This is a genomic window from Pseudoalteromonas sp. Isolate6 (assembly GCF_022398435.1).
Lineage (GTDB): Bacteria > Pseudomonadota > Gammaproteobacteria > Enterobacterales > Alteromonadaceae > Pseudoalteromonas > Pseudoalteromonas galatheae.
Genome location: NZ_JAKEVK010000107.1, coordinates 1 through 15,497, shown reverse-complemented (window position 1 = coordinate 15,497; position 15,497 = coordinate 1). Strand labels below are relative to the sequence as shown.

At 43.5% G+C, this 15,497-nt stretch carries 7 protein-coding genes; 6 read left to right on the top strand and 1 reads right to left on the bottom strand.

What is annotated here, in order from left to right; genetic code table 11:
• Positions 1–44 precede the first annotated feature (44 nt).
• The 6 genes from L1D50_RS14490 to L1D50_RS14465 all read left to right on the top strand — a co-directional run bounded on the left by L1D50_RS14490 (position 45) and on the right by L1D50_RS14465 (position 8,432).
• Positions 45–2,195, top strand: coding sequence for a DUF6351 family protein (locus L1D50_RS14490; RefSeq protein WP_239966281.1), 2,151 nt, complete (start codon positions 45–47; stop codon positions 2,193–2,195).
• 62 nt (positions 2,196–2,257) lie between these two features.
• Entirely contained in the window at positions 2,258–2,608 is a 351-nt protein-coding gene (locus L1D50_RS14485) for a gamma-glutamylcyclotransferase family protein (protein WP_209319200.1), read from the top strand.
• A gap of 244 nt (positions 2,609–2,852) precedes the next feature.
• Positions 2,853–5,189 (top strand): TonB-dependent receptor, encoded by a 2,337-nt coding sequence (locus L1D50_RS14480; RefSeq protein ID WP_138524754.1) that lies wholly within the window; start codon positions 2,853–2,855, stop codon positions 5,187–5,189.
• A gap of 76 nt (positions 5,190–5,265) precedes the next feature.
• The gene (locus L1D50_RS14475) at positions 5,266–6,393 is read left to right on the top strand and encodes an alkaline phosphatase family protein (RefSeq protein ID WP_138524756.1); all 1,128 of its coding nucleotides are present in this window, start codon (positions 5,266–5,268) and stop codon (positions 6,391–6,393) included.
• Positions 6,390–7,469: an alkaline phosphatase D family protein gene (locus tag L1D50_RS14470; protein WP_138524758.1), complete on the top strand. Its 1,080-nt coding sequence runs from the start codon at positions 6,390–6,392 to the stop codon at positions 7,467–7,469. The genes L1D50_RS14475 and L1D50_RS14470 overlap by 4 nt, the downstream gene beginning before the upstream one ends.
• 207 nt (positions 7,470–7,676) lie before the next feature.
• Complete coding sequence (locus L1D50_RS14465; protein ID WP_128725759.1) at positions 7,677–8,432, top strand: hypothetical protein; 756 nt, start codon at positions 7,677–7,679, stop codon at positions 8,430–8,432.
• A gap of 414 nt (positions 8,433–8,846) precedes the next feature.
• Here L1D50_RS14465 and L1D50_RS14460 read toward each other — a convergent pair whose 3' ends face one another.
• Entirely contained in the window at positions 8,847–15,479 is a 6,633-nt protein-coding gene (locus tag L1D50_RS14460) for an Ig-like domain-containing protein (protein WP_239966280.1), read from the bottom strand.
• Between the last annotated feature and the right edge of the window lie 18 nt (positions 15,480–15,497).

Here is a 15,497-nt window from a genome sequence, read left to right as displayed (position 1 = left end):
ATAATATCTGTTTATCCATTTGCCTCGCACTCGAAGGAGCTCGTATGAAATCCTTATTTTCTTGGCTCACCGCATTCTTATCTTTGATTGCTCTTGGCGCTTGTTGCTATTGGTTTTGGCTAACGAGTGAGCAAGAAAAAATATACAGTGTAGAAAGCGTAGCAATCGGTGCAAACAATCCTATTCTTGAGTTTTATCCGCATATTTCGAAAGTTAACAGGCCCGTCGATACCTTCGTATTTCCAATTGCGATAGGAGATATTGGTCCTAGTACCAATCTATACTCTGGCCCTAACCAATATCCTTTTTACTGTATGACTCTGGACTCTGGCCTTGATCAACCAGAAATAGATAACCACGCGGGGCTCGGTGTGCCGGTGATGGATGAGCAATCAAACCAAGTACTTGGTTTTAGTAAAGATTGTATGGCAAAAACGCGGTTACGCTACTTTGCGATAACTTCTGACAACCAAATCAAGCCGCTAGACGAAAGAAATAAAGCGATAGACACAAGCTTACTGTTACGGGTTGAGCAAGGCACTATAAATCGCTTCATTTACACTATCGTCATGCCAATTACAGTTGACGAAGTGGGTGATAGATACGCAAAGTCTCAATGGAATAACCGACTTATCTACCAATTTAATGGTGGCTCTGGAATTGGCTTTAGGCAAGGCAGGCAAAAACCGGAGCGTGTGATAGATAGACAGCTTGAGCAGTTAAGGCTTGGCTATGCGGTCATAAGCTCTAGTGGCAATAAAACCAGCTACACCTACAATATGCTACTGGCTGAAGACACCGCAAGGCGGGTGAAAAAGCAATTCACTAGTTTGTACGGAGAGCCGCTCTATACGGTCGGAATTGGTGGCTCTGGCGGTGGACTCGCACAATATTTGATTGCACAAAATAGCCAAGGGATCTTAGATGGCCTTATCCCACTTTATAGTTACCCTGATATGATCACCCAAACCACTTACGCGTTAGATTGTGATTTACTAAATAACTACTTTACTTTTAGAGCCGACGACAGAAAAGCATGGCATGATTGGACCCGCCGCCGTCATATTGAAGGCATGAATGCAATCAACGACTTTCCGCAAAGAGCTGGTTTTTTGCAGCCACTAAACCAATTAATGTCAGGGTTTGTACCCTCCTTTCCTGATGGCAATAGCGAGTGTATCAATGGCTACTTTGGATTATCTACTTTTATTAATAATCCGAGGCAAGGGTTTTTAAGGGCCTTTTTTGAGGATGAGGTAGTAGAGAAAACAAACTGGAGTTACTGGCAGGACATGGCTAACGTATTTGGCACAGACCAATCAGGCTTAGGACTAAGCACTTGGGATAACGAAGGTGTTCAATACGGACTTGAAGCATTAAAGGCTCAGCAGATCACGATGGCTGAATTTATTGATATCAACAAAAAAATAGGTGGATGGAAGCCCCAAAACCAGATGCAACAAGAAGAAATTGTATTGCCATTTGGCCATAAGGTACCTATTTGGCTAACGCTTTGGGGTAATCATAATATCACCACGCCAGATGACAATGGTATAGCACCGAGGCACAGTGGCAGCCTTGCGGCGATGGAAAAAGCATATCGCTCTGGACAGGTATTTATTGGCAAGGTTGATATCCCTATTATTGATGCCAGACATTACCTTGAGAATGAGCTAGATATGCATCATATGTCTGCTTCATTTTATACTCGATTGAGAATGTCCGCCGCAGATTCAAACCCAGAGAACCAAGTAATTTGGGTCGCACATCAAGCGTTTAATCCAACTCAACTCGCATTTGAAAAAATGGATGAGTGGTTACTCAACCTCAAAGCACAGCCAAATTTATCCGTTGCAGACGCAAAACCGAAGACACTTGCTGATACGTGTTTCGACGAACAAGGTAAAGTCATCGCCAGCGGCAAAGCTGTATTTAATGGTATCTGGAATAACCAGCCGCAAGGAACTTGTACCGCCAGATATCCGATGTTTTCTACCAGCAGAATTCAAGCTGGTGCAAACTGGGCTGGTGATATATTTAAGTGTCATAAAATATCGATTGAAGCGGCCCTTGCCAAAGGGCTCTACGGGGATGTAGATATCTCAACACAACTCACCACACTTAAACAAATTTATCCAAAAGGCGTATGCGATTATAGTCAGCCCGATATGGGTAGACCGCAAGATCTTGATTGATAGAAAAAATAACTCAGCTTAGACTGAGACCCAGCGGAAAAACAATGGATTAGAATTAAGTGATGCAAGCATTATTTTCGTACGGCACATTGCAACAGGAGCAAGTGCAACTAGATACATTCGGCAGACGATTAGAAGGCGAGAAAACGGTACTTTGTGGATTTAAAGTTGGCCAAGTTAAAATAACGGACCCTGCAGTTATCATCAGTAGCCAAAAAGATATTCATCCCATTTTGATCGCAACGGGTAATGTAGAGGATGAAGTCGAGGGCACAGTCTTTTTAATCACTAAAGCTGAATTAGCTCATGCAGATGAATACGAAGTGGATGACTATCAGCGCATTTCCGCAACACTAAGCTCGGGTAAAACCTGCTGGATTTACTCGGCAGCTCCTAATGCCCAATTAATTTAGTTCCCAACTAATCCTCGAGTTATTCGTTGTGAATAGCTCTGCTTTTCCTTTGATTGCTATTCAGAGTCACTCTCAAATGTAGATCTTACGTCCCACGAATAAAATACAAATATGCCTATGTCTTAATTCTTTAAACTTTTATTAATTGAACGTTCAATAAAAGTCGCCTGAATTGTCATAAAACCTCCCCATACTTGCGCCGACTCTTTCAGCGATCACAATTAACCTAGAAGTTGGAACAATTATGAAAACGCAACGCAAGCTAAACCTGATCACTACCGCACTACTATCCACCCTAGCAGTTAACGCCTATGCTAACGATGACGAGAGTAAAGACGATAAAGTCATTGAAGAAGTTACGGTTGTTGGACAAAGCGTTTCCTTTGCAAATAACGCAACAAGTGACGAAATGAGCAAGCAACAGTCTGCTATGACATCGGCTTTGGCTGTTATTGATAATTTACCTGGTGTTCTCATCAACGAAGGAGATACTTTTGGTTCTGACGACTGGTCGACCACCGTTTCTATTCGTGGTTTTCAGCTGAGTTTAGACGAGCAACAAATCGGTATTACGGTTGATGGCATTGCTAATGGTAATTCAAACTATGGTGGTGGTGCGAAAGCAAACCGCTACATCGATACCGAAAATTTAGGCGCAGTGCAAGTATCTCAAGGTACCGCTGATATTGCCTCACGATCTAATGAGGCATTGGGTGGTACACTTAACTTCACAACCATCGATCCCACTGAAAAACAAGGCTTAACGCTCTCTATCACCAGTGGTGACTTTGTAGCGCAAAAGTACTTTGCTCGTTATGAAACCGGTGAAATAATTGAGAATACCTATGCTTGGATCAGCGTTTCTAGCTCAAGTAACTCAGACTGGATCCAACAAGTCGCTAATAATGAACGCGACCATTTAGCCGCTAAAATAAAACACCAAAAAGGTCCGCTAACAGTAAAAGCTTATGCATCTTATGATGATGTGGTTGAAGCAAACTACCAACGTGTAAGCCAAGAACAATTTGAAGCCGATCCAGCATGGGATAGACTGACAGATACCATCACCGGCATTCCACATATAGACCAAGTATATCGCAATGGCTGGCGTACGCACCGCGAAAACATTTTCGGCTACATAGAAGCGACCTATGAACAAACTAATTGGGCACTAACGAGTAATGTCTATTATCACACCAATGAAGGTCGTGGTGATTGGGTTCCTCCCTATTTAGTTGATATCAACAACGACGGATTAAATCAGCCTCATTCAGAAGTAACAGGTACTGCGCCTTATACTGGCGGTAGTCCTATCGGACGCATTTACTTCGTTGATAGAGAAGGTAAAGCACTAAAACCAAATGCAAAATGTACCTCAAGCCTAACTTTCCCATACGGTGGTGCTGACGAAGAGTATGATCCGGCATGTTATAGTGCAGGCGCGATTCCGGTAGGCTCTTATCGACATACGCACTACGGTAAAGACCGTCTCGGGATCAATGCTGATTTTACTTTCTACGGCAAAATTGCCGATATGGATAACACCATTCGCGCAGGGTTTTGGTATGAAGACTACCAACGTGAAGAATGGCGAGATTGGCACAAGCGTATTGATGCTCGAGTCTCTGCTAATTTTGATGATACGCCATATTGGATCCAATATAGCCGTGAGTTTAATGTCGATACAACCATGCTCTACATTGAGGATGAATTAGACTTTGGCCTGGCTCGATTGCGTGTTGGTGCCAAGAAATTCTTGGTCGAGTTAGAAGGTGTCGACAAGTTTAGCGGTCAAAAAGTGGCACTAGACTCAGACTCTGACGCATTACTAAGCGCAGGGATCGTCGCCCCCATGCCAATCGAAGGCCTAGAGTTATTTGCAGGTTATGCCGAAAACTTTGCAGCTATAAAAGACAACGTACTAGAACGCGAAGCCTCTGCACTTGAACAAATCGAGCCTGAAACTGCTGAAAACATTGATTTAGGTTTTAGGTATTCATCTACCGAATTTAATGCCAGCCTGACCTACTATGATGTAACGTTTGATAACCGCATTAGTTTTATTGCTCCAGATTCACCAGATGGTATTGATTATCTGATTGGCACTAATGGTTCATATGTGAATGTTGGTGGTATCGAGTCGAGCGGTTTTGAAGCTTCTGCAACTTGGTATGTAACCAACAGCTGGGGGATTTATGCATCATATACATATAACGATTCCATCTACACGGGTGGTTTGAATGACTTCCCGGCGGGTAACACAGTATTTGGCTCTGCAGAAGATTTAGCTGTTATTTCTATTGATTGGGCTGAGGGGCCATATTTCGCGGGTCTTTCAACGAAATGGGTTGGTGAACGTTACATGGATGCGAAGAATACTCAAAGAGTCGATAGCTATATGACTTCAGATTTTTATGCCGGTGTTGCGATTGATTCACCGCTATCTGGTGTTGAAAATATGGAGCTGAGGTTAACTATCAATAACCTAACCGATGAAAGTTATTTGGGTGGTATTGCTGGTCAATCTGCATGGATAGGAGCTCCACGCACCGCTGCTGTGAACTTTAAGCTCACTTTTTAATAATAAAGCCAAGTAAATAAGGGCACTTCGGTGCCCTTTTTACACAGATATACCCTAATGTGGATTGGGAGATAAAATGAAGCGTGCAATGTGGTTATTCATACTCACTTTTAGTGTATTTACTCAAGCAAAGCAAAGTGATCCGAACCTTATTCTGGTCACAATAGATGGTGTTAGATGGCAAGAAGTGTTTTACGGATTGGATAATCAGTTAGTCAACGATAAAGAATCAACAAGCGCTCCAAAAGTGCTAAATGCACTTTTTCAAGGGCACAACTCTCAGCAAAGCCGTGAAAAGTTAATGCCATTCTTATGGCAATACGTGGTCGAAAACGGTGTCATTCTCGGCGATAGAAAACAAAACTCAACAATGCGAGTTTCCAATCCATGGTATTTTTCATACCCGGGTTACAACGAAGTAATTACTGGCATTGCCGATCCCAATATTGACTCTAATGACAAAAAACCGAACCCAAATATATCGTTTTTAGAATGGCTACAATCTCAGCCTGGTTTCGAGCCAAATCTTGCTGTTTTCGGTAGTTGGGATGTTTTCCCTGCTATTTTCAATCGTGAAAGGAGCAAATTGCATATAAACGCTGGATTTGAAATTGCTAAGCACACCACTAACCCCAAACTACAATTTTTAAATGAATTACAGGCGCAAGTTCCAAGTCCTTGGTCCTCAGTGCGCTTAGATGCCTTTACTTATCAATATGCAAAAGCCTATCTTCAAACCCAAAAACCAAGAGTGATGATGCTAGCACTTGGCGAGCCAGACGATTATGCGCACGGTGGAAACTACGACGAGTACATCAAAGGTATTCACCGTGCTGATAAAATATTGGCCGACTTATGGCAAACCTTACAAGCAATTCCGCAATACAAAAACAACACCTATTTACTCATTACTACCGATCACGGCCGCGGCATGGGTCGTAAGGATTGGAGACACCACTCATCAAAAGCAGCGATTGAAAAGAACTATCCACGCATGCTTGAGAAGCAGCCTGAGGGGATCGTAGGTTCTGAGCAAGTTTGGTTTGCAGCCATCGGACCCAAGATAAAAGCCAAAGGATTAGTGATCCCAAAGCAAGAGCAAACCTTGTCGCAAGTTACCGCGACTGCGCTTCAATTACTTGGACAAAACCCTTCTACCTTTAATCCCAAGATAGCACCACCGCTTGAAGGCATAGCGCAATGATCAAACTAAAACGACCTAAACTCGCTAAGCGCAAGCGTTTCACTTGCCTCATGCTATTTCCTTTAATAGCGTTTGTTGCAATGAAGGTGTATGCCAATGAGCAAACCTCTTTGTCAACAATCCGCTTTGGTTCATGCTCTCATCAAGATAAACCAATGCCTATATTAGCGGCAATTAATAAAGAGAACCCCGAGCTATTTATCTTTCTCGGAGACAACATCTATGGTGACACCACGGATATGGATGTGCTTAAGAAGAAATATGAAAAGCTTGACGCAAACGCAGGTATACAGGAACTACGACAACAATCTCAAGTTATCGCTATTTGGGACGACCATGACTACGGTGAAAATGACGCAGGTTTGGAATATTCTCAAAAAGAAGCCTCACGAAAGGTTATGTTAGACTTTTGGCACGAACCTGCAGACTCTTTGAGACGCACTAGAGACTCAGGAATTTATACTTCGTATGAATATGGCCAAGGAAATCAGCTCATTCGTGTCATTATGCCCGACTTGAGATGGAACCGTCCGGCGTTAACGTCAGTATCAAAATCAGAGTACGACAACAAACGTAAGCCAGAAAATAGAGGACCATATAGCCCAGTTCTAAACGCGAGTATGCTCGGTGAGCAGCAGTGGCAATGGCTTCAGTCTGAGTTAAAAAAACCTGCCGCCATTCGAATTATCGCCTCTAGTTTGCAATTATTACCCGAGTTTACGGGCTGGGAAGCTTGGGCCAACTACCCAGCTGATAGAGCACGCCTTCTGAACTTCATCACGCGCGAAAAACTTGGTGGTGTTATCATGATTAGCGGTGATACACACTGGGGTGAAATTTCGAAGGTAGTACATCAAGGCTACCCTTTTTGGGAAGTCACCAGCTCGGGGCTTACAGAAGAGTGGAAACAAGTCAGCCCAAATCAACACCGAGTATCTGGGTTTACTCATGATGTGAACTATGGGTTCATCGACATTGATTGGTCTCATTCAGACCCCACAATCACAATCGGCTTAAAAGATGTGGACGGTAAAGAAGTGATGTCAAATATACTTAAGCTATCTGATATTCAATAAACACCACGAGTACAAACAGATAGCTCCATTATCTATTCATAGTTACGCAATAATATAACAACGTTTTTATTTAGGAACATGGAAGTTCCCTTTTCACTTTAGAGCACCACAGATTGTTATAAATTGTCATAAATTGTTATACCCTATTTTAGAAACGTAATTATAAGTCTACACTACGTGAAAGTATATTTTGTCAAAGGAAAGGATATGAAATACATTTATGGGTTAACAAGTTTACTGTTTATTTTAGGAGCCAGTGGCTGCTCTAGTGAGTCAACCACTTCAGATATTGTCGCTACCGAAAAAATTTGGGCAGACATTCGACTTACTGCAAATGGTAAGCGCGCTAGAGTCGTTACTGAGTTTAATAAAAGCAGTAGTATAGGCGCAAATATCATTCTTAGCCCCAGTGACAAAGTGCAAGCCACCGTTGGTAATGAAGTAAAAGTATTAGAGATGGATGAGGATATTTTAGATATTGACTATCAAGGATACTTTAGCCAAACGACTAAAAATACTGAATTTAAACTTGAATTAATAAGAAGCAAAGAAAACAAGACACTAACATCAAAAGTACTCTTACCAGAAGAGGTGTTGTTATATTCGCCAGTCGCGTCTACATATCGCAAAGATAGCCGAATTGTCGTTGAGTGGAAGCCCGTAAATGAGCCAAATACCACCCTTACCCTATTTTTTAATGCGAGTTGTACTACAAATACAGGTGATCCTTCATCAATCAGTCGCTATGTAGAGTTAGATGATAGTGACGGCAGCTACACTATTTTACTTGGAAGTATCGAAGGGCTCCATAAAGATAATTTGAATAAGAAAAAGTCTTGTAAGTCACATATTACCCTATCACGCTCAAAGAAAGGCACTGTCGATAGTCAATTTAAATCTGGTAGCTCAATACATGCCATTCAAGAAAAGGAATCTGAAGAGTTAACCATCTTACTCAACTAATCTACACTTAAAACAACAAGCTGTACATTATACCTACTAGTCTGAATGCTTACACAATTTGAAGACGCAAGTCTGACGCTAACTGTGTTAAAAGCTTCTTATTTAGAACAACTAAATAGCAAAATTTTCGCCTTGCCTATATACGGGCAAGGCGAGCTTACGCAAGCGCTAAGATAGGCTGCTATAAAGGCATTTATCATTTGAAACCCAGACCTACCTGAAGGTATACAGATATCTTAGGGCAACCGGACACAAAAGCATTGTTACACATAAAAGGCAGCTGGGCGGTTGGATAATATACATGGTGCTTTAACCAGGCTCACTATCCAAATCTTAAGATAATAGGGTTTATATAAAAGGGCTTCAATTGCACATTGAGGCCCTTTTATATTTTATAAACGCTAAACTATGAGGTTAAAAGCGATAGCTCAAATTAAGTGCTAAGTCGTTTATATCATTGGTAGAAATAAAGTAGTGGCTAAAATCTACCCCTAGTGTCAATGCATCACTGAGTTGATAGTGAACACCACCGCCTATATAGCCGCTAGTGCCACTATCTTCGTAACGAGTAGAGAATTGACCATCCCGAACGCTGTTAATTTTATAATCCCAATTAAACGCACCCAAGAACATTTTACCAACAAATTTATCTGCAAATGGTTTTGAGTAATTGAATTGTAAAGCAGGACCTTCAGGCAAAACCGGAGCTACGCGCGCCAACGCCATTTGGCTTTGCTCAGGATCTGCACTTAACCCCGTAAACTCCACACTACCTTGACCAAGGTCAATGTACCGAAGTCCTACTTGCCAATTCGGGATTAATTCATAAAATGCCCCTATTGACCAACTACTACTATCTTCATCTAAGTTGACAATGTTTAAGTCCGAAGCGCTAATTTCACTGTCTGCTGTAGATTGTCCAAGTGTCGCCTCCAATTGCCAATTACTCGCCTGTGCTTGTGTGCTTAATAAACAGCTCGTACTCACCAATGCAAAAGCTGGTATTATTGATTTCTTACGGCGCAATATCACCGCACTAATTAATAGTAACAACATGCCTCCCATAGTCCCTGAGGACTTGTTAGTTACAGAAGTAACTTGTTTAACTGACACTGTGACGCTCACTTGCCCCTCAGCCGTTGCTCCAAATTCATCTTTAACAACATAGTTAATTGTATCAACACCTTCAAATCCAGCTTTCGGTGTATAACTCAGCGTACCGTCAATATTAATCGCTACAGTACCTTGGCTTGCCGTTGCAGAAACAAGGCTTAAAATCCCACCTTCTGGATCGCTATCATTTGCAAGTACATCGATAATGATTTTCGCACCATTTGAGACCGCGGTGTCATTTGCAACCTGCGGTGGTTGATTGGCGATAATAGACACTGTCGCTGTACTATTACTCGATCCTCCCTGCCCATCAGTTACGCTATATTGAATAGTTGCGTTACCAATAAATGCAGCTGGTGGCGTGTAGTTCAATTGATTATTTTCGATACTAACAACACCGAAATCAACACTTGCCCCTGTTATGGTGAGTGTATCATTGTCGCTGTCTGTATCGTTTTCGAGTACGTCAATTATAATTGTTTGACCAGAAACAATTGTCACGCTGTCAGCATTCGCCACTGGCTGTGCGTTATTCGAAATTGGTACCGCGATGCCACCTGGGTCGACAATACTGCCATTGGCAATACCATCGTCATCATTTGGACCACCATCGACTATACGTAGTTGAACACACCAATCACCATCACTAAGACCTGCGCTCCATTCGTTACTTCCAGGAGGTGGACAGAAACCTGGCTCACCTTGAGTCGAGAGTAACTCGTTACCTTCTCCAACCACAAAGTCTCGCCATTCACCACCAATTAATTTGCGATAAACCGCATTTAGTGGAATAGGCTTACGCTGTGGTAAAACAATACTATATACATCACCGGGTTGTGGTAAGCCTGTCGCAATAAAGTCGAACAATCCACCCGCATTATTGGCATTTGGATCTGAAGGCAGCTCTGACTCCAACAGCTGTAGACCACCCGTATTATTTTGTGGCACAGTAGCGCCTTTACGTAAACATACCCCTGGGTCGCCTTCAACCAAGAATTGGCTAGATTCTAACGCTTGTTCCTGCACCACATTACAGTCAGTGATCGCATCCATGAAATCTGGAATACCATCTTCATCCTCATCTGCATAGCCTTCTTGATCGTCAGGAATTAAGTCACCGTCACTATCCTCTCCACTCAACGGCGCTAAAGACTCAACTACCTCTATGAATACATTGCGAGATGTTGACAGGCTTGGCGTCGCATTATCTTCAGCCGTAACCCTTACTTTATAAATACCCGAAGGGATATTGGCAGGGTTAAATGCAAAGATAAATGGATCATTCGATGTATTAACTAACGCTGTATCTGGCTGCCAACTCACATTTACTATGTCATTTGGATTAGGATCCGTGACCACAGCTTCTATGGTAACTTCTTCATTAGAGGCGGTAATTAAACTTCGCTCTTCACCATTTTGCTGCACAACTGCCGATAAACTTGGCGCCACATTCTGCTCAACAATTGTTACTGTCGAAGTAGATTTAGCCCCTCTGTTTAATGAGTCACTCAGGGAGATCACAATAGTTTCGTTGTCTTCGCTTATACCATCAGCAAGTATATTAAAGCTGATACTCGCACTGGTGCCTGAGTTTATTACTACTTCACCCGACTGTAAGTCATGATCACTGCTATCCGCTGAACCCGAAACAGTATAAGGTACGGTTACGGGGTAACTGGGTGCTGGACCATTTAGATACACCTTAACCGAGTGACTGCGATCTTCTGCAACTCTACTATCTTTTTGCAGTGACACCAGAGGATTGACGTTAAGATTCTGGCTCGCAACGGCTTGTTGCCCTTGACTATCCGTTGCTTGCCAATAAACAATGTGTTTACCAGGTGCAAAAATAGGTATTCCTCTTACTAACGACACCGGTAATGGGTTCCCTGCGCTATCTGATGCGACTGCAGTACCAAGGTTCACTTTTGTGAATAAGCCTGTTGCGTTCACCGTTAAATCGCTCGGAGCAGTAATTGATGGCGCATTACCCGAACCCGTGCCATTGATTGTGATACTCGCATTTGCCTTTGCTCTCGCTTTACTATCATCCTCAATCAAATAAGTTACAACAATTGGTGCTTGTGAGTTTTGTATAGCTTGATAAGTTAAGGTGTTATTGGCTATGAATGCAGAACCAATTGAAGCTTTAGCGCCGATAATTCTGAGCGCACTACCATCTGGATCACTATCATTATTCAAGACAGGAAGCACATACTGATTGGAAGCCACAGCATCGAAGGTGAAGCTGTCATCCACAGCAATAGGCGCATCATTTACAGAAGTGACCGTCATCGAAACTGAAGCCGTATTTGACTTAAATTCACCGTCTGACACGGTGTAAGTAAATACATCAGAGCCATTAAAGTTCGGCAATGGTGTGTAGCTAAACACAGTACCTTGAATTTGAACTACACCATTTTGTGGCTGTGACACCAACTCCATCGTCAATGCATCACCGTCGGGGTCACTAGCCTCAGCTGAGAAGCTCGTAGTCCCATCTTCAAGCACGCTTCTTTGCATATTGTTTGCAATCGGCGCAGCATTAACCGGCTCAACATTGATTTCAAATGCAGGCAAGCTTGCTTGTAATACTCCATCACTGACACTGATGATGATGTTGCTATAAGTGCCTACATCTTCTCTAGTCGGCGTACCTGCCAAATTACCAGACGACGTATCAAAGCTTGCCCAAGCTGGTAGGTTGGTCACAGAGAATGTCAATGCTTGAGAGTCCACATCAGATGCTGTCGGTGTAAAACTGTATACTTCGTCTTGTTTAACACTTGTTGATGGAGTACCGGAGATGATCGGTGCATCATTGACGGCATTCACCACGATGTTAAATGCAGGTAACGATGCATCAGCTTGACCATCCGATACCGTAATTACAATGCCGCTGTAGGTACCGTCTTGTCCTTCACTTGGCGTACCAGTAATAGCGCCTGTTGTATCACTGAAACTTGCCCATACTGGAAGATTCGCCACACTGAATGTTAAGCTATCGCCGTCGGTATCCGTCGCCGTCGGTGTAAAACTGTATGCAACATCTTCATTGACAGAAGTCGAAGGTGCTCCTGAAATAACTGGCGCATCATTTATCGGTGTCACCGTGATATTCACTGTCGCCGCGTTAGATACTAGTCCTTCTGCATCTTGTACCGTATAAGTAAAGCTATCATTCCCAAAGAAATTCGCATTCGGCGTATAAACAATATTACCTGTCGTTAGTATTTGCAGTGAACCGCCTTGAGGCTGATTAACAATTGCAACGCTTGCGGCATTGAGCTGGCTATCTACGTCCGTATCATTACCCAACACGTTTATCTCAATGTTGCCATCTTCAAGTAATTGAGCCGTATTGTTAACTGCAACTGGTGCATCATTAACTGCGGTGATATTGACTGTAACTGTTGCTGGTTCAGAGCGCAGCCCTTCACTATCTTCAATGGTGTAAGTGAAGGTCAATGTACCATTTTGATCTTGTTTTGGTGTGATAGTGAGCACACCATCAGAGCCAACCGTGACGGTAGCAAGGTCGTAGTTGCCGACACCGTCGCCTTTATCTTCAAGTGCAATATCCGAACCATCAAAACCTTGATCTTCAACGTCAGAATCGTTTGCGAGGATCGTCAATGTTGTAACAGTATCCTCATCTGTTGTTACAGTGTCATTACCAGCCACAGGCCGGTCATTTACTGCACCAATATTGACGGAAATAGTCGCAATATTGGACTTCCCACCTTCGCTGTCAAGGATCGAGTAAGTAAAGCTATCATTTCCTGTCTCATTGGCATTTGGCGTATAAGTAATGGTGCCATTACTCAGGTCTATTGCCGCTTGCCCCTTGCTTGGCTGCGACTCAAGCGCAATAACCCCAGTTGGGTTGGTATCTTCAACATCTGTTGCACTTGTTCTAACGGTCAAAGCTGAGGTTGGCGTGTCTTCGTCTATGTTTGGTGTAAAGTTAGCCGCGACTGGTAAGTCATTTACAGGTGTTATGGTAATACTAACCGTTGCCTCATTTGATTCAGCCTGAGTCGAGTCTTTAACCGTATAAGTAAATGAATCCGAACCATTTGCATTAGCGGTAGGTGTAAAGGTGACGACCCCATTACTAACGCTTAATTGCCCTTTCGTCGGCTGAGTTTTAATGGAGACTGACGAAGCAACCATGTTGTTTTCAGGGTCACTATCATTGGTAAGCACATTCACCGAATTAGACGCGTCTTCAAGTGTAGTAAGGGTGTCATTCACAGCCGTTGGAGCGTCTTCAACCGCATTCATATTGATTGTTACAGTGTACACAGGCGAGCTGGCATTAACGCTGTCTTCAATATGATAGGTGAAGCTATCGGTGTGGTTCTCACTCCCCCCATGAACATAGCTAAAGCTACCGTCAGTATTGAGGGTCAACGTACCGTATTGTGGATCGGTGTCTTTCACTACCGTTAGACTATCGCTGGAATCAAGATCATCGTCGCTTGCAAGCGAAAGTAAACCGTTATTTAAGTCGCGTGATAATGTCGCACCTTCATCTATGGTAAAGCTAGTATTTTGCCCAGTTGGTGCATCATTGGTATTAACGACTTCAATATTAAATGCGCTGAGCGTATCGCTGTCTGTACCATCACTTACCGAGATTTCAATATCCGTGGTCGTGCCAACATGAGAGTCATCTGGCGTACCGGAAAGCTTACCTGTTTGCGTATCAAACGTTGCCCAATTTGGCTTATTCGTAATGCTAAAGGTATGAGTATCACCAGTATCTGAGTCAGCCAGAGTCGGCGTAAAATCGTATTCACTGTCTTCATCTACAGTTGTTGCTGGTGTCCCTGACAAAACAGGTGCAACATTATACTTTTTAATCACCGTATCTGTTACTACATTTGCTTCATTCCCTGCGTCGTCAGCCACGGTAACAGATAACGTCAACGTCCCTTCATTTAATGAGGTGACATTAATGCCGGTCTCTTGCTGAGTGGTTCCCGTAATAGCGGTTGCACTTGCGCTAGATACAGAGCTGCTGCCGTCTGAGATTTCATAAGTAAAGCTACCCGTAGATTCCAAACCTGTTAAGGTGAAGCTAAACGCAGTCTCATTTCCTGCATTGATCAAGTCTTGGTCAATCGTAGCTGAAATACCGCTTGGTGCCGAATTATCCAGCGTTATGGTTTGGGTGGCTGCAGTAGAGGTGTTACCTGCGCTATCCACCTGAGTTGCCGAGACAGTCAGCGTGCCATTATTTAAACCGCTGACATCCAGCTCACTCCCACTTAGCGTCCAATTACCGGAGTTATCGGCAGTCACGGTACGACTCACCGAGCTGTTGTTGTCCGTGATGGTCACGGTCACGCTGTTGCCCGCCTCCGCGCCGGAGCCTGCAATTAAGACATCATTATCTTCTTCGGCATTCACGAGTCCATCGGTTTCAATTGGCGTGGTGATGGTCACCGCAGAAGGCGCTGCATTGTCTAGCGTAATCGTTTGCGTCGCAGCGGTAGAGGTGTTACCTGCGCTATCCGCTTGCGTCGCAGATACTGTAAGTGTGCCATTATTTAAACCGCTGACATCTAACTCACTCCCGCTTAGCGTCCAGTTACCGGAGTTATCGGCGGTCACGGTACGGCTCACCGAGCTGTTGTTATCCGTGATGGTCACCGTCACACTATTGCCCGCCTCCGCGCCGGAGCCGACAATCAGCACATCATTATCTTCAGCCGCATTCACGAGTCCATCGGTTTCAATTGGCGTGGTGATGGTTATCGCAGAAGGCGCCGCATTGTCTAGCGTAATCGTTTGCGTCGCAGCGGTGGAAGTGTTACCTGCGCTATCTGCCTGAGTTGCCGAGACAGTCAGCGTGCCATTATTTAAACCACTGACATCCAGCTCACTCCCGCTTAGCGTCCAGTTACCGGAGTTATCGGCGGTCACGGTACGGCTCACCGAGCT

Coding starts and splice junctions, on each gene's coding strand:
- L1D50_RS14490 (WP_239966281.1), top strand. CDS start 45: ATGAAATCCTTATTTTCTTGGCTCACCGCATTCTTATCTTTGATTGCT.
- L1D50_RS14485 (WP_209319200.1), top strand. CDS start 2,258: ATGCAAGCATTATTTTCGTACGGCACATTGCAACAGGAGCAAGTGCAA.
- L1D50_RS14480 (WP_138524754.1), top strand. CDS start 2,853: ATGAAAACGCAACGCAAGCTAAACCTGATCACTACCGCACTACTATCC.
- L1D50_RS14475 (WP_138524756.1), top strand. CDS start 5,266: ATGAAGCGTGCAATGTGGTTATTCATACTCACTTTTAGTGTATTTACT.
- L1D50_RS14470 (WP_138524758.1), top strand. CDS start 6,390: ATGATCAAACTAAAACGACCTAAACTCGCTAAGCGCAAGCGTTTCACT.
- L1D50_RS14465 (WP_128725759.1), top strand. CDS start 7,677: ATGAAATACATTTATGGGTTAACAAGTTTACTGTTTATTTTAGGAGCC.